This window comes from Mesorhizobium sp. WSM4850 (assembly GCF_055811735.1).
On record NZ_JBVVPV010000004.1, the window covers coordinates 45,061 to 60,666 of the forward strand.

The following is a 15,606-nucleotide window of genomic DNA, read 5'->3' on the forward strand; positions in this document are numbered from 1 at the left end:
GTCTTTCGAGCGTCGCCAACCGGCGGCGACGGCTCCCGCTTCAGAGCAGAACCACCTTTCGCCCTTCGCCTCTGGTAAGCATCCGGCAAAGCCGGCAAAGGCCGCAGCCGAGGACCTCACATTTTTCGACGTGATTTACGGACTGCTGCGCGACAATGAGGGTGCGAGCCTCTCATCAGGATTGATTGTCGCGCCTATAGCGTCGGCAGTGTCAGATCCGTTGCCCTGTTTGAGATATGTGCGGTCAGGCGATCACGGTGCACCGTGGCAATACGCATTGGGACGAGGTTTGCGTCATGCGGGCCAAGATGATCGCCGAAAAAATCCGTCCATCCCAGGCTTGCACAAGGCCGGTGCCGCTGGCGGTAAGAAGCTGGTCCCTGAGCCAATAGTCCTTGCGAGGGAATGGATTGTTGCGGCAGGCATCGAGGATGATCACCTGGATCTTCGATTTCGAACGCATCTGCTGCAGCACATCGTTCAGCTTGATTGCCTGGACCTCGACGTCCGCCGCATCTTTCAACGAGGCATCGACAGGGATCAGGAAATTTTCGCCGCCGATCTGAAAGCCGTGGCCGGAATAGTAGACGACAGCCACATCCGCGCCGTCCACGGCGGCAAGATAGTTGCGGAACTGATCTTCAAATTGCAGCTTTGTAAGATTGCTTGCAACGAAAACATCAAAACCAGCCGCTCGAAACGTGTTGGACACGTCCACCACATCCTTGGCCGGGTTCTTGAGGGCCGAGATTTCCTGGTAATCGGAGTTGCCGATTACAAAGGCGACCCTTCGTTCGACTGCAGAAGCGTCGAAAGTCGCGACGCTTGCGAGCATCAGGGCCGCAACGAATCCGCAACGTCGGAGCATGGCAAATCCCTTAACCGTCGTTACCTGGCGACCACAAGAACACAGCTTGCAGTGCCAAGGTCCGTTAGAGAGCATGCTATCTGCCGAGACAGAAAAGAGAGAAAAGCCGTCGCGACAGCGGTATATTCCTCACTTGATCGATCCCTAAATTACATCAGAGCCCGAGTGTCCGCAATGATCGTCAAAAGGTTTCTCAACTATTTGTTCGTGGTCGATACGGTCCCCTCGGGCCACGCGGTTGGCATACCCTTGGCTTCGCACACGCATCACGCGTCAGGGCGCCTGAGGTTTTCCACTGCTAATGTCGGCCTGCCCCTGATTTTTACTAGCCACCATTTCCGCGACTCAATTAGCGTCTGCTTATGGAGCATCGGCACGCCATTCGACGGATCAAGGAAGGGCTTTGGGAGGTCTATGACATAGACGACAATAGGGTTGTCTTCGCTGACGGGGTGGCTCTGACAAATTTGCAGGATGAGGAGGCACTCGACGCCCTGGAGTTGCTAAAAAGTGGATTCCTGGTTCCGAGCAGCGCTCCCGCGAGATGGGGCACTGAAGGCGGGTAGCCGGCACGCAAAAGCGCCGCCGCTTAGCGGGCTCCTGGATGCGTTCTTTCGTCGAGATCTGCCACCTATTTCGGCCACGTCGCAGCCGCGATGCAGAAGCTGTGGATCAAGTCGCGAGGCTCAGCGCGCCGCAGCGTGGCAAAACGAAAAATTCTCCTTCGTTTGGTTGATGCCGAAACAGTGCTCCGTCCGTAAGTTCGTGCTATATATTAGCAGGAGCTGTTATGAGGTTTTTGCCCGTTCAGGAACCGACCAACACATGGGCCGTGTTCGATACGACCGTGGATGTGCCGGCGCACTTCGCTGGTATTTGCCTTATCGGCTTGCCGCGGGAGCGGGCGGAGTGGCTTGCAGCAAGGGCCAATCAAGATGCGTTGGCAACAAGCAGCAGGATCGGCCGGCTTTCGTCTCCGCAGACTGAGCACGCCGTGCTTCCGATACGCAAATGCCAGAAATCGCTTACATCAGCAGGAGGGGTTTCAACGACGGGGGAAGAGGCCGCGGGGTTGGCAGCCGGGTACCAGCAGCCACCGTAAGTCCGATATCACCAGCGATACAGCCATTGGTTCTGGGCAAGACCATCCAGCTTGCCCGGTTCCTGCCGGAAAGATCGCGGTTATTGCTGATCCGGCATCTCGGTATTCTCCTGGGGGTTCTTTTCGATGCCCGCGGCAGGCGAGGTGTCGGCCGGGGCGTTCCCACCCTGGTTTTGCTCCTGGGCTCTTTCGAGTGGCGAGGTGCGCCAGCCCATATCGGCATACAAAAAGCCGATGAGAAAGCCGACGATGATGATCGCTGCTATCACCAGCGAAAGTATGGCGTTACGTCGCTCCATGTCCGGCTCCTTCCTGCGAGCCGAACAGCCAGTATCGAAAATGGTTCCCATCCAGCGGCAGGTCGTGGAACTTCGCACCGTGCCGGCGGTTGACACGCAGGGCTTCGAGCGGTGAACGAAGCCTCCGTTGTTTCCGTCGCAGCAGGAAGGAGACACCATGGCCAACAAGAAAACCACATCGAAACCGGCAATCCGGCAGGCAAATGCCGCTGGCTTGCGACGTCCAAGGCGGGATGCTGACAATACGGATGCCGGAGCCAGGCCACCGACGCCGAAAAGCGCGGGAGCCTCGAAGCCCTCGACCGCTCCGCTGGACAATCCGGTGGCCAACCGCAATGCCGGCCGGCCGCGCCAGCAAGGCGCCACGCCGCGACCGACCGAAAAGCCGCTGGACTGAAGGGCAAACGAGCTAGGACGTCGGGACCAATTCCGCCAAGGCTCTGAGAATGGCCGCCTGGTCTGCCGGCTTGCGAACAAATCTAGCGTTGGCGAACGCGGATGGAACATCGCGCGGCCCAAAGCCGGTCAGGCACGCGAACGGAATATGGCGGGTTTTTAGTTCTTCTGCGATCGCCAGGCTCGTTTCGCCATGCAGTTGAACATCCAGCAGCGCCACGTCGACAGGATTTTCGCCGATAAGACGAAGGGCCGCCGCCACCGAAGGGGCCGGGCCGATCACCTGATGTCCCGAATCGCGCAGACAAGCAGCGATGTCCTCGGCGATGAGCCATTCATCCTCGACCACCAGAACGCGCAGCGGGTCGGTCACGGCGTCTCCTTGCGCAGCATCGGGAATGTGATCTGGACCTCAAGACCGTCACGGTTGAAGGTGGTCTCGACGTTTCCGCCAAGCCGGTAGCCGATCTCACCCTGCAGCAGGGAAAGTCCGAAGCCGTTATCTTCAGGTTTTCTGACCGGCGGCCCGTGTCTCTCGCGCCAGGCGAGCGTGAACATATCGCCCTCGCCAGACCATTTCAGAACGACCCTGCCCTCGGGCTTCGACAGCGCGCCATATTTGGCGGCGTTGGTCGCCAGTTCATGAATGGCCATGCTGAGGGAAAGACCCTGTTGCGGGCTAAGCTTCACTTCAGCGCCGTCAAGTTCGAACCGGTCAATGCTGAAAGCTTCGAGCTCCTGATGCAGCAGTTCGTTGATCGAAGCTTCTTTCCAGCGTTCCTTCGACAGCAGACCGTAAGCCCGCGACATGGCGTGCAGGCGACCGATCAGCGCTTCGGCGAACTCTTCCTTCGATTCCGAACTTTCACGGGTGCGGTTGGCGATGCTGGCGACCACCGCCAGCATGTTCTTGACGCGGTGGTTGAGCTCCGAAATGAGCACCCGGTTTCGCTCTTCCGTCTCGGCCAGGGTGGTGACGTCGACCAGTGTGACCACGACGCCCTGGATCCTGTTGTCCTTGTCGCGATACGGATTGATGCGAACCATATAAAACCGGCCCTGGTTGTCGCGCGCCAGATGATGGTTCAGGGTCTCTCCGGTTTCGAAGACGGCATCGATATGCGGTTTCAGCTCGGGATAGTCGAGCTGGCTCGAAAGCTCGGTCAGCGGCCGGCCGACGTCGGAAGGACGCAGGCTGAAGAAAGACGAGGCCGCCGGCGTAAAGGTCCGCACCACCAGATTGCGGTCGAGGAAAATGGTTGCGATCTGCGTGCTTTCGAACAGATTGCGCAAATCGCTGTTAGCGCGGTCGAGCTCTTCTATCTTGCTGGTCAGCTCCGAATTTATCGTGTTGAGCTCCTCGTTGAGCGACTGCATCTCCTCCTTCGAGGCCTCAAGCTCCTCATTGGTCGACTGCGCCTCCTCGTTGACGGAGACGAGTTCCTCGTTCGAGGATTTCAGCTCTTCCAGCGCCGTTTCGTACTCCTCGATCGTCGACTGCAGTCGCTCCCGCGTTTCGCGCAGCTCCCGCTCGAGATCAGCAGCGCCTTCGCCATCACGGTTTTCGCCCCGCACATCCGACCGCGGCTGCACCGGCCCCGTCGGTTCGAACAGGACGAGATAAAGCCGTTCGCCCTTGCCGCGTTCCGCCAGGGGCTCGACAGTGAGTTTGATCGACTGGGCCTGTTCGTCGTCCTCGTCGACGACGACATTTTCCCGCACGACAGTGCGGCGCGTCGTGGCGGCTTCCCGCAATGCCGCGCGCAGGTCGAGCCTTAGCCCGGAGCGGGCCAAAGTCAGCACCTGCCGGCTCGGAATGCCTTGCGGCGCTTCGAGATATCGGCCGGTCCGCGCCGAATAGTAGACGACGTCACCGTCGCCATTCACCACGACATGCGGCGGCGCGAAACGCTCCAGCACTTGTGCCTCGACCGCCTGTCGAAGCGGATAGCTGGCGGTTCGCTTGTTCGGCCCCGTTCCTTCAGGCAGGAAGGCGCCTGAACGGCCATCGCCGATCAGCATCGGCAGCCTAATGTGTGGCGAGGCATGTTCCCGCGCCTGAAAAATGCGCTGCTTCTTGTCGACGGTGGCGAAGAGGTTGTCGTGCTGGCCGACGCTTTCGGACGTGCCGAGGAAAAGATAACCGCCCGGCTTCAGCGCGTAGTGGAAGATCGGAATCACCCGGTTCTGGATGTCCGAGCCGAAATAGATCAGCAGGTTGCGGCATGAAACCATGTCCATGCGTGAAAACGGCGGGTCGCGGACGACGCTGTGAGGGGAAAAGACGCACAGCTCCCGGACCTCGTTGGCAAGCACGTTGCTCTCGCCGTCGCTGCTGAAAAAACGCTGCCTGCGCTCGGGCGAGACGCCCTGCAGCAATGCCGCCGGGTAACGCGCCGCGCGCGCCACCGCAAGCGCGGGCTCATCGATGTCGGTCGCAAATATCTGGACGCGCGGCACAACCGAAAGCGTCTCCATGTGTTCGCGCAACAGCATGCCGATCGAGAACACCTCCTCGCCGGTGGCGCAGCCAGGCACCCAGATCCTGACGGCGTCGCTGGCGGTCTTGCCCTCGAACAGCTGCGGTACGACCTTCTCCTCGAGCAGCTTGAACGCGTCGGGATCACGGAAAAAATCGGTGACGTTGATCAAAAGGTCACGAAAAAGGTTCGCCACCTCGCGAGGGTCCTTCTTCAGCCATTCAACATACTCTTCAATGGAATCAAGCTGTCCGATTTGCATGCGCCGCTTGATGCGCCGCAGGAATGTCTTGGTCTTATAGCCTGAGAAATCGTGGCCGGATTGGCCCTGCAGAATGCCGTAGATCTCGTCGCGGAGCCGACCCAGTTCTGCCGTCTCGTGCTCGCCGTCTCCGGCAACGCCGTTCAGCATGTCGAAGCTGCGGGCGAACCCCTCGAGCTTCGCGCCGATCTCCTCCGCCGGCGCCGCAATGTCGATCAGCCCGCTGGAGATCGCACTTTTCGGCATGTCCGGGTTGCGCGGACCGTAGCCGTCGGGAGCCTGGGCGACCGTCAGTCCGCCACGCTCCTTGATCGCCTTGGCGCCAAGCGTGCCATCGGAATCGCCGCCCGACAAAATGACGCCAACCGCATATTCGCCCTGATCCTCCGCCAACGCGCTAAAAAAGATATCGATCGGCTTGCGCTCGCGGCTGAGCACGTTGGATGGCCGCAGGTGAAGCACTCCCCGCTCGATCGTGAGAACGACGTTTTGCGGCATCACATAGACGTGGTCGGACAGGATAGTGGTGCTGTCCTCGACGACGACAACCGGGAGTTGCGTGTAACGTCCGACGACCTCATGAAGCAGGCTTTCGCGCTCGGGGCTGAGATGGGTGACGATGACGAACGCCATGCCGGGCTGGCCGGTGATGCCTTTGAACAGGCCCTCCATTGCAGGAATGCCGCCGGCCGACGCGCCGACGCCCACAATTGGAAATCTCTTCACCTGAGATGTCACCGCAAGCCCTCGGTTGAACAGCCTAGACGACAAGGCCGCCAAATCGACCCAAAGCCCACGACCGGGCTGAACGCAACGCCCAGCATATAACGTGCGCGAGGGCCGGAACAAGTCCGTGCAGACGGCGTTAAAGTCGGGATTATTGTGGAACTCCAATGTCAAAGCGCACACCTGAGCTGAAGCTGACAAGACGAGCGTCGTTGCGCTTCGAGGATCTGCTGAGTTTGCCGGGAAACGAATCCATTCCGCCGCGCATGCTTGTTTTGGCGAAGCGCTTGCAGGCAGCCTTGCAGGAACATTCCGAACAGGCCCGTGCGGACACTTGCAAATCCCGCTCGAAGAAAGGGCGATGAGGTGCGCGATCTCCGAGGAGTGCGCATCCTGATTGTCGAAGACGATTGGGTATTGGCCGGCGATCTTGCAAGATATTTCGGCAATATGGGCGCGGTCGTCCTTGGCCCTGCGGCGACGGTCGAACACGCCTCCATGCATACCGAGGTGGCTGAGGCCGCGATCCTCGACGTCAATCTCAACGGCCGGCGGGTGTTTCCGATCGCCGACGAACTGATGCGCCGCGGCGTTCCCTTCGTCTTTTTCAGCGGTGACGAGGACATCATCATTCCCGAACGTCTCCGCCACGCCAGCAATCTTCGAAAATCGTCGGATAGCTACGCCGTCTTCGACGCCTTGTTCCCTCCGGAAAAATCCGCCCTTGCCGGTCGCCCTGCCGTGAGCTTGTCGGACAACGTGTTTTCACTTCTGCCGAAGCTCAGGCTCGCGGCGCGGCTGCTTCTGGGCGACGTCGGTGCTTCCGATCGGCTGGTCGAGCGAACACTGGAGCGCGCCATCGGCGAGATCGACAGGCGGCGGCCCGGTGTATCGACCGAAGACTGGCTGAACGGCATCATGCGAAATATTGCCGGATCGGGCGGAACCAGCCTGCTGCACTGAGCTTGGTTTTCTAACAGTCTGACAAGTAGGCGAAAACAGCCATCTATAGTTAAGTCCTCTATCAGAACGTGAGGCGCGCCTAAGAGCTACCCGACGGCGCTGAGTTCGCAGCTTCCTCAGCCGTTCTTGCGGTCGATGAATTTGTTGAACCGGCTGTTTTTTCCGGAGCCGGTTTCGTCCTGGTAAAGGAAAGTCAGATCGTTCTCGTCGAAAATCCGGAAGAACTCATCCCATTCGATGGGTTCGAGCTTCTCCTCGGGCTCGCCAAAATCGATCCGCAAGATGCCCCCCTCGCCCCTGGTTCGTACAACCGCCGGTCGGCCACCACGATCTTCGGCCCATTGGCGGATCTCGTCATGATTGGTGGTTGTCTTCGATTCAGACATTGGAACCTCCTTTGATCCAGACCTTGCAGGCGTGTGGCCTCCTGGCTTGCGCCCACGGGCCGCCCACGGACCGGATGACCGCCCCTAACACCAAAGAAGCTGCAATGTTCCAGCGCATCGCCCAAGGCTCGTTCGCCATGCGTTCACCTCAGGTTGCAGCCTCGCCAAAACCATCTTTGTTGAAGCAGAGGGAACAAACCTTTTGCCAAACAGTTCGGGGCGCCAAGGCCAACTGCGTAAGGAGTTGTCGTGAAACGCATACTGGTTACAGGAGGGTGCGGTTTCATCGGCCGCCACGTCGTCCAGGAACTCGTCGAACATGGTTATGCCGTCTGCATTCTCGATGCGCTGCTGGAACAGGTGCACGGCAGCGAAGCGATCAGCCTGCCGGCAGGAGCCGAACTGATCAAAGGCGACGTTCGCGATCGCGCCGCCGTCGCCGAGGCGCTGCAGGGCGTCGACGCCACCGTTCATCTCGCCGCCGAGGTCGGCGTCGGCCAGTCCATGTACGAGATCGCCCGCTATGTCGGCGCCAACGACCTCGGCACCGCCACCCTGCTCGAGGCACTGATCAAGCATCCGGTCGAGAGGATCGTCGTCGCCTCCTCGATGAGCGTCTACGGCGAGGGTCTCTATGCCACGCCAGGCGGTCGGCGCGTCGACAATGCACGGCGGCAGGCCAGCGACGTCAAGAGCGGCCAATGGAATCCGCTGTCGGCGGCGGATGAAAGCCTGTCGCCGCTGCCGACAGACGAGGAAAAGCCGGTCGACCTCGCCTCGATCTATGCGCTGACGAAATATGCCCAGGAGCGCGCCGTGCTGATCTTCGGCGATGCCTATGGCGTCGATGCGGTGGCGCTGCGCCTGTTCAACGTGTTCGGCGCCGGACAGGCGCTGTCAAATCCTTACACCGGCGTTCTGGCGAATTTCGCTTCACGCCTCGCTAACGGCCAGCGGCCGATGATTTTCGAAGATGGCGAGCAGAAACGCGATTTCGTGCATGTGCGTGACGTCGCCCGCGCGTTCCGCCTGGCGCTGGAACAACGCCAGGCGCGCGGCCACGTCATCAACATCGGCAGCGGACGGGCCTATGCGATCAGCGAGGTCGCCCGGCTGCTCGCCGACGCCATGGGTGTGCCGGACCATCGGCCTGAAATTCTCGGCAAGGCGCGCGCCGGCGATATCCGCAATTGCTTCGCCGACATCTCGAAGGCGCGCGAACTGCTCGGTTTCGAGCCGCAGCACCGGCTGGAGGATTCACTCGACGAGTTCGTCGCATGGGTGCGCAACACGGTCGCCATCGACCGCGGCGCCGACATGAAACGGGAACTCGAAGAGCGGGGACTGGTATCATGAGGCCGGACGGTTTTCGTGAAGCGCCGGTTGCCATCGTCGGCGGCAGCGGCTTCATCGGCTCGAACCTCGCCGACAGCCTGTTGTCGGATGGGGTGCCGGTGCTGGTCATCGACAATCTCAGCCGCCCGGGCGTCGACCAGAACCTGGCTTGGCTGGCGCATAAGCACGGCAATCAACTTGCCGTGGAAACCGCTGATGTCCGGGACGAAGACGTGCTGGCGCCGCTTTTGGCGCATGCCAGGGCGATATTCCATCTCGCCGCGCAAACCGCCGTCACCACGAGCCTGGCCCAGCCAAGCGAAGATTTCGACATCAATCTGCGCGGGACCTTCAACGTTTTGGAAGCGGCTCGCCGCAACGGCAGACGCATTCCCGTGATCTTCGCCAGCACCAACAAGGTCTATGGCGGCCTGCCCGACGTCACAGTGCGCGAAGAGGACGATCGGTGCGTGCCCTGCGATGCCGGCATCCGCGCCAACGGCATAGACGAGGCCTGCGGCCTGGATTTCTGCACCCCCTATGGCTGCTCCAAAGGCGCGGCCGACCAATATGTGCTCGATTATGCCAAGTCGTACAATCTGCCGACCGCGGTCCTGCGCATGAGCTGCATCTACGGGCCGCGCCAGTTCGGCACGGAGGACCAGGGCTGGGTCGCCCATTTTCTGCTCAGCGCGCTTTCCGGCCGGCCGATCACGATCTACGGCAACGGCAAGCAGGTGCGCGATATCCTTCATGTCAGCGACGCCGTTGCGGCCTATCGCGGGGTACTTGCCCGGATCGACGACATCAAGGGCCAGGCATTCAATCTCGGTGGCGGACCGGGCAACGCCGTCAGCCTGCGCATGCTGATCGAGGAGATCGGCGACCTGACCGGGCGGAACCTCGCGATCCGCTACGACCGGGAACGCACCGGCGACCAACCTTTCTTTGTCGCCGATACCCGCAAGTTAGAAGCGACGCTCGACTGGAAAGCGCATGTCTCCTGGCGCGACGGCGTCCGCGATCTCGCCGACTGGCTCCGGCGTCATCGCCTCGAGCCTGAACCAGCGAGGTACGTGGCATGAAAGTCGCCCTGGTCAATCCGTTCTGGACCTACGAGGACAGCATCTATTTCGGCTGCCGCCAGCCACATCTGCCGCTGGAACTGGGCTACTCGAAAGCCTCGCTGGAGGCCGACGGCCATCAGGTGCTGATGCTGGACGGGCAAATCCAGAAGCTCGACAACGCGGCACTTGCCGATCGCGTCGCCGCTTTCGCACCGGCCATGACCGTCGTCAGCACGGCGCCGACCTATTTGTTTTGGCGCTGCGCGCCGCCCGAGCTGCGTGTACCAGCCGACTTCCTCAACCGCCTCGCCCGGCGGGGCGGCCGCACAGTGGCTGTCGGGCCGCACGGCTCGGCGACGCCGGCGCCGACGCTGCGCAAGCTGGGCGTCGATGTCGTCGTGCGCGGCGAATGCGAAGAGGTCGTCGCAGAACTCGCCCGCCGTCACGATTGGAGCGCCGTGCCACACACCGCCCACCTCGACGAGGGGAAACTTGTCGGCAGCGGCGGCGTTCACGCCAGTTCGTTTGTCGATCATCCGCCGCTCAGCTGGCCGTCCGATTGGATAGCCGCGCATTCGCACCATCACCACCGATTCGATGACAATCAGCTGGGTTTCGGCGCGGAGGTCGAGGCATCTCGCGGCTGCCCCTACAATTGCAGCTTCTGCGCCAAGATGGATTTCCGCGACGCCTACCGCCGCAGGAACCACGATGCGATCACCGCGGAAATCGATCGGCTCATCGGGCAAGGCGTCGGATACATCTATTTTATCGACGAGATCTTCCTGCCGCAGAAGGCGCTGCTGGAGGCGCTGGTCGATCGCGACGTCAAGTTCGGCGTGCAGACCCGCATCGATCTTTGGAAGCCGGAGCTCCTCGAACTGCTGGGTGCCGCCGGCTGCGTTTCGATCGAAGCCGGCCTGGAAAGCCTGACGGTGGAAGGCCGGGCCATGCTGGCAAAGCGTTGCCGGCTGGGCACCGAGGAACTGGCCGCTTTGCTGGTCGATGCACGACGTCACGTTCCGTTCGTCCAAGCCAATCTGATCGGCGTCGTCGAGGACGATCCGGCTCTGGTCGACCACTGGCGCAAGCACCTCATCGACCGCGGCGTGTGGGCCAACGAGCCGGTGCCGCTCTATCCCTATCCCAGTTCGCCCAGCTATCGCGAGCTTTGGGGCGAGCCCGACGATCTCGCCTGGGAGCGCGCCCACGAGCATTATCTGGCCTCGTTCCGGACGTTCAGCGATATCCAAGAGAAGCGCCCCCGCGCGCTGGCCGAGTTGGAGGCGACATGTTGCAGTCACTGATCCGCCGCCCGCGGCGAATCCTGATGACCGTCGATGCCGTCGGCGGCGTCTGGCGCTACGCGCTTGATCTGGCGCGGGAGTTGGCTCATGGCGGCGACAGCATCGTGCTCGCCGGGCTGGGCCCGGAACCGTCGGAGGAGCAGGCGAAGGAGGCACAGGCTTTCGCCGGCCTGGCGTGGCTCAAGACACCGCCGGACTGGATGACCCGCAATGAGGACGATCTGGAAATCTTGCCGCAGGAACTGCGCGCGCTCGTTGGCGATTACGCGATCGACCTCGTCCATCTCAACGCGCCGACGCAGGCGGTGGGACTTGATCTGCCCTGCCCGGTCGTGGCGGTCTCGCACTCATGCGTCGTGACCTGGCTCCACGCCGTCAGGGGGCGGGCTGCGGACGGCGAATGGGCCTGGCAGAAGGACCGCAACAGACGCGGCTTCGATTGGGCCAATGCGGTAGTCGCACCCAGCCGCAGCCATGCCGACATGCTCGAGGCCTGCTACGGGCCGATCGCCCGCCTGAGCGTTGTCAGCAACGGCACACGGCCGGGTCCAGAGGCAGAGCGACGCGAACCGGTGGTTCTCGCCGCCGCGCGCTGGTGGGACGAAGGAAAGAACGCAGCTACGCTGGACCAGGCAGCAGCGCTGACGAAATGGCCAGTCTTCGCTGCCGGCCCGATCGAGGGCGGCGATGGCCAACGTGTCAATTTCAGCAATGTCGTTGCTCTGGGCTCGGTCTGCCACGACGAGGTGCGTCGCTTGATGGCGCGGGCCGGCATCTTCGTATCGCCCTCCATTTATGAACCATTTGGCCTTGCCGCACTGGAGGCAGCGACGTCGGCGACACCTTTGGTGCTTGCCGACATCCCGAACTATCGCGAATTGTGGAATGGCGCGGCTTTGTTCTACGACGTCCACGATCCAGGCGATCTCGCCAGGTGCGTCGATTGTCTCTCTGACGATGCCCAACACAGGCGCCGGCTCGGCGAAGCCGCCGCACGCCGAGCGCGCAAGTTTTCACCAGCAAGGCAGGCGGCGGCCATGCACGACATCTACGATCGGGCCGCCCTGGCCGTTGCGGAACGCTGACAATGCGGTTCCTGTTCTATACCCATTCGGTCGTTTCCGACTGGAACCACGGCAACGCACATTTCCTGCGCGGCATCATGCGGGAGCTTGTTGCACGCGGGCACCAGGCGATCGCGCTGGAGCCAGCAGACGGCTGGAGCCGTTCGAACCTGCTGGCAGAGAAAGGGCCCTACGCGGTCGAGCGCTTCAGAAAAGATTTTCCGGAGCTGATGCCGGTGACCTACGACGCGTCCTTCGACCATGAAGGCTGGATTGCCGACGCCGATGTGGTGATCGTCCACGAATGGACTGACCCGGAACTTGTCGAGCGAATCGGCGGGGCCAAGGCGAATGGAGGCGGTTTCACGCTTCTGTTCCATGACACCCACCATCGCGCCGTGTCGGCGACGCAGGCGATCTCGGCCCTGCGGCTGGAGCATTATGACGGCGTGCTCGCCTTTGGCGAGGCGTTGCGGGAAAGCTATCTTCGCGCCGGCTGGGGCAAACGTGCCTTCACCTGGCACGAGGCGGCGGATGAGCGCCTGTTCAAGCCTCACCCGGAGATCGACCCGACTGCCGATCTGATCTGGATCGGCAACTGGGGCGATGACGAGCGCAGTGCCGAAATCAAGGAATTCCTGATCGATCCGGTGGAAGAACTTCGCCTGCGTGGCACTGTTCATGGCGTGCGCTATCCACGCGAAGCGCTCGCCGATCTTGCCGCCGCCGGCCTGGAATACGAAGGCTGGATTGCCAATGCCGACGTGCCCAAGGCATTCGCGGCCCACCGCGCTACCGTCCACATCCCGCGGCGCCCTTATCGGGAGACCCTGCCCGGCATCCCGACGATCCGCATGTTCGAGGCGCTCGCCTGTGGCATCCCGCTCGTGTCGGCGCCTTGGGCCGATGTCGAACAACTCTTCAGGCCAGGTATCGACTTTCTTTTCGCGCGCGACGGGTCCGAGATGTGCCGTCATCTTCGCGACGTGCTGGACGATGCCGACCTGGCCGCCTCTCTGGTGAAATCGGGCCTCGAAACCATTGGGAGGCGACACACTTGCCGCCACCGGGCGGACGAGTTGTTCGACGTGCTCGCCGAATGCGGCAACCGCCAGGCCATCGATCGCATCGCCATAGAGGAGACAGTCGCATGAAGATTGCATTTTATGGATCGAGCCTGCTGTCGTCCTATTGGAACGGCGCGGCGACTTATTACCGCGGATTGCTGAAGGCTCTTTCTCAGCTCGGCTACGAGATCACCTTCTATGAACCGGACGTCTACGACCGGCAGAAGAACCGCGATATCGAGGCACCGGACTGGTGCAACGTCGTCATCTACGAGGCGACCCCGCATGCGCTGATGCAGGTGGCAGCAAGCGCAGGCGAAGCTGATATCGTCGTCAAGGCAAGCGGAGTCGGCTTCGAAGACGAGGCGCTGCTGCGCGCCGTACTCGACCATGCCCGGACGGATGCGCTGACAGTGTTCTGGGATGTCGACGCACCGGCCACTCTGGGCCAATTGCGCGACGAGCCGGATCACCCCCTGCACCGCGCGTTGCGGGAGATCGACCTTGTCCTCACCTATGGCGGCGGCGATCCGGTCGTCTGGGCCTATCGTGCGCTGGGGGCTGCCGAATGCGTGCCGATCTACAACGCGCTCGATCCCGAAACGCACCATCCGGTCGCGAAGGACAAGCGTTTCGCCTGCGACCTCGCCTTTCTCGGCAACCGCCTGCCGGACCGTGAAGCACGCGTCGAAGCCTTCTTCCTCGATCCGGCCAACCGTTCGGGCGATCAGCGTTTCCTGCTCGGCGGATCTGGTTGGGGTGACAAGCAGCTGCCGGCAAATGTCGCATGGCTCGGCCACGTCGGGACGCGGGACCACAATGCGTTCAACGTCACCCCCAAGGCGGTGCTGAACATCAGCCGCGACAGCATGGCCGCCAACGGCTTTTCGCCTGCCACGCGCGTCTTCGAGGCTGCCGGTGCCGGCGCATGCCTCATCACCGATGCCTGGCTCGGCGTCGAATTGTTCCTGGTCCCCGGGGAAGAGATCCTGGTGGCGCGCGATGGTAATGATGTCACTGAGGTTTTGCGCACCCTCACCCCCCAGCGGGCAAGGGCTATCGGCGCATCTGCGCTTCGGCGTGTTCTCGCCGAGCATACCTATGCGTTAAGGGCCGCTGTCGCCGACGCTGTCTTCAGGCGTCATTTCGAGCGCCCCACCGTGGAGGCAGCGGAATGACCCAGCGGCTCGACATCGTCTTTCTTGGCCTGTCGTTGTCCTCTTCATGGGGAAACGGCCATGCCACGACCTTTAGGGGGTTGCTGAAGGGCCTGCACGAGCTCGGCCATCGCGTCACCTTCCTGGAGCGCGACGTGCCGTGGTATGCGAACCATCGCGATCTGCGCGACCCGGATTTCTGCACGTTGCGCTACTACGAAACGACGAACGATCTTCGTCGGACCTATGCCGGCTGTCTGCAACAGGCCGATGTCGTAGTGGTCGGGTCGTTCGTTCCGGAGGGGCGAGCCGTCATCGACATCGTCGCGTCCCTGTGCACGGGCCAGTTCTGCTTCTACGACATCGACACGCCGGTCACGCTGGCCAAGTTCGCCGCGGATGATTGCGACTACCTATGCCGGCGGCAGATCCCGTATTTCGACGTCTATTTCTCGTTCACCGGCGGGCCAACACTCGCCCGATTGGCGGCGGACTTCGGTGCACGGTGCGCCGAGCCGCTCTACTGCTCCGTCGACCCGGAGCGGCATCGCCGAACGGCCGATCCGATCTGCTGGGATCTTGGCTATCTCGGCACTTACAGCTCGGACCGGCAGGCGACGCTGGATGCTCTCCTGCTCGAACCGGCAAGACGCATGCCGGACCGTCGCTTCGTCGTGGCCGGCTCGCAATTCCCGTCCGAGACCGTCTGGCCAAGCAACGTCGATCGCATCGAGCACCTGCCGCCGGCGGACCACGCCTCGTTCTACAGCCGCCAGCGCTATACGTTGAACGTCACGCGCAGCTCCATGATAGCGGCTGGGTGGTCTCCCAGCGTACGCCTCTTCGAGGCGGCTGCCTGTGGCACAGCGATCATCAGCGATCGCTGGACCGGTCTGGACAGCTTCTTTCCGACAGCCACGATCAACACGGCGGGCCAAGCCGAAGACGTGATCGATATCCTGTCCAGCCAATCCGACCGCGTCAGGCTTGCTTTGGCCAAGCGAGCGCGTGCAACGATCCTGGCGGCACATACAAGCGCCGCGAGAGCCCGCGAATTCGTTTCGCTGCTGGCGCGGCCAAGATCGGCACGTCCAGCGCTCGATCTGAACATCGAAAGTGCAGCATGA

The 15,606-nt window shown here is 62.0% G+C and carries 14 protein-coding genes; 9 read left to right on the plus strand and 5 right to left on the minus strand.

The features are described 5' to 3' along the window. Window positions 1-244: 244 nt before the first annotated feature. From AC0L2Z_RS07275 to AC0L2Z_RS07290, 4 genes are all read right to left on the minus strand, one after another. The gene (locus AC0L2Z_RS07275; RefSeq protein WP_473627337.1) at window positions 245-943 is read right to left on the minus strand and encodes a caspase family protein; all 699 of its coding nucleotides are present in this window, start codon (window positions 941-943) and stop codon (window positions 245-247) included. 1,107 nt (window positions 944-2,050) lie between these two features. Continuing rightward, window positions 2,051-2,599, minus strand: a complete 549-nt coding sequence (locus AC0L2Z_RS07280) for a hypothetical protein (RefSeq protein ID WP_473627339.1) — start codon at window positions 2,597-2,599, stop codon at window positions 2,051-2,053. A gap of 79 nt (window positions 2,600-2,678) precedes the next feature. After that, entirely contained in the window at window positions 2,679-3,038 is a 360-nt protein-coding gene (locus tag AC0L2Z_RS07285) for a response regulator (RefSeq protein WP_023801272.1), read from the minus strand. Then, entirely contained in the window at window positions 3,035-6,133 is a 3,099-nt protein-coding gene (locus tag AC0L2Z_RS07290) for a CheR family methyltransferase (protein WP_473627340.1), read from the minus strand. Before AC0L2Z_RS07290 ends, AC0L2Z_RS07285 begins: the two co-directional genes overlap by 4 nt. A 167-nt stretch (window positions 6,134-6,300) precedes the next feature. Here AC0L2Z_RS07290 and AC0L2Z_RS07295 point away from each other — a divergent pair, with 167 nt between their 5' ends. Together AC0L2Z_RS07295 and AC0L2Z_RS07300 are read left to right on the plus strand one after the other, a co-directional pair. After that, window positions 6,301-6,498 (plus strand): hypothetical protein, encoded by a 198-nt coding sequence (locus AC0L2Z_RS07295; protein WP_023801270.1) that lies wholly within the window; start codon window positions 6,301-6,303, stop codon window positions 6,496-6,498. 1 nt (window position 6,499) lies between these two features. Then, window positions 6,500-7,096 (plus strand): response regulator, encoded by a 597-nt coding sequence (locus AC0L2Z_RS07300; RefSeq protein ID WP_473627342.1) that lies wholly within the window; start codon window positions 6,500-6,502, stop codon window positions 7,094-7,096. A gap of 116 nt (window positions 7,097-7,212) precedes the next feature. Here AC0L2Z_RS07300 and AC0L2Z_RS07305 read toward each other — a convergent pair whose 3' ends face one another. Next, entirely contained in the window at window positions 7,213-7,482 is a 270-nt protein-coding gene (locus AC0L2Z_RS07305; RefSeq protein WP_027153502.1) for a hypothetical protein, read from the minus strand. A 249-nt stretch (window positions 7,483-7,731) separates the two neighbouring features. On the opposite strand from AC0L2Z_RS07305, the gene AC0L2Z_RS07310 reads away from it, so the two are divergent. From AC0L2Z_RS07310 to AC0L2Z_RS07340, 7 genes are read left to right on the plus strand one after another with little or no spacing between them, the layout of a single operon-like run. Then, window positions 7,732-8,838: an NAD-dependent epimerase/dehydratase family protein gene (locus tag AC0L2Z_RS07310; protein ID WP_287318724.1), complete on the plus strand. Its 1,107-nt coding sequence runs from the start codon at window positions 7,732-7,734 to the stop codon at window positions 8,836-8,838. Further along, a complete protein-coding gene (locus AC0L2Z_RS07315; protein WP_473627344.1) occupies window positions 8,835-9,902 on the plus strand; it encodes an NAD-dependent epimerase/dehydratase family protein in 1,068 nt (355 codons plus the stop codon). The genes AC0L2Z_RS07310 and AC0L2Z_RS07315 overlap by 4 nt, the downstream gene beginning before the upstream one ends. After that, a complete protein-coding gene (locus tag AC0L2Z_RS07320) occupies window positions 9,899-11,191 on the plus strand; it encodes a TIGR04295 family B12-binding domain-containing radical SAM protein (protein WP_473627345.1) in 1,293 nt (430 codons plus the stop codon). The genes AC0L2Z_RS07315 and AC0L2Z_RS07320 overlap by 4 nt, the downstream gene beginning before the upstream one ends. Further along, window positions 11,176-12,276 carry a glycosyltransferase family 4 protein gene (locus tag AC0L2Z_RS07325; protein WP_473627347.1) on the plus strand — a complete coding sequence of 367 codons (1,101 nt, stop codon included), beginning with the start codon at window positions 11,176-11,178 and terminating at the stop codon, window positions 12,274-12,276. Before AC0L2Z_RS07320 ends, AC0L2Z_RS07325 begins: the two co-directional genes overlap by 16 nt. A 2-nt stretch (window positions 12,277-12,278) precedes the next feature. Continuing rightward, the gene (locus AC0L2Z_RS07330; RefSeq protein WP_473627349.1) at window positions 12,279-13,409 is read left to right on the plus strand and encodes a CgeB family protein; all 1,131 of its coding nucleotides are present in this window, start codon (window positions 12,279-12,281) and stop codon (window positions 13,407-13,409) included. Beyond that, window positions 13,406-14,500, plus strand: a complete 1,095-nt coding sequence (locus AC0L2Z_RS07335; RefSeq protein ID WP_473627350.1) for a CgeB family protein — start codon at window positions 13,406-13,408, stop codon at window positions 14,498-14,500. The genes AC0L2Z_RS07330 and AC0L2Z_RS07335 overlap by 4 nt, the downstream gene beginning before the upstream one ends. After that, on the plus strand, window positions 14,497-15,606 hold the full coding sequence (locus AC0L2Z_RS07340) for a CgeB family protein (protein WP_023801261.1): 1,110 nt from the start codon (window positions 14,497-14,499) through the stop codon (window positions 15,604-15,606). The genes AC0L2Z_RS07335 and AC0L2Z_RS07340 overlap by 4 nt, the downstream gene beginning before the upstream one ends.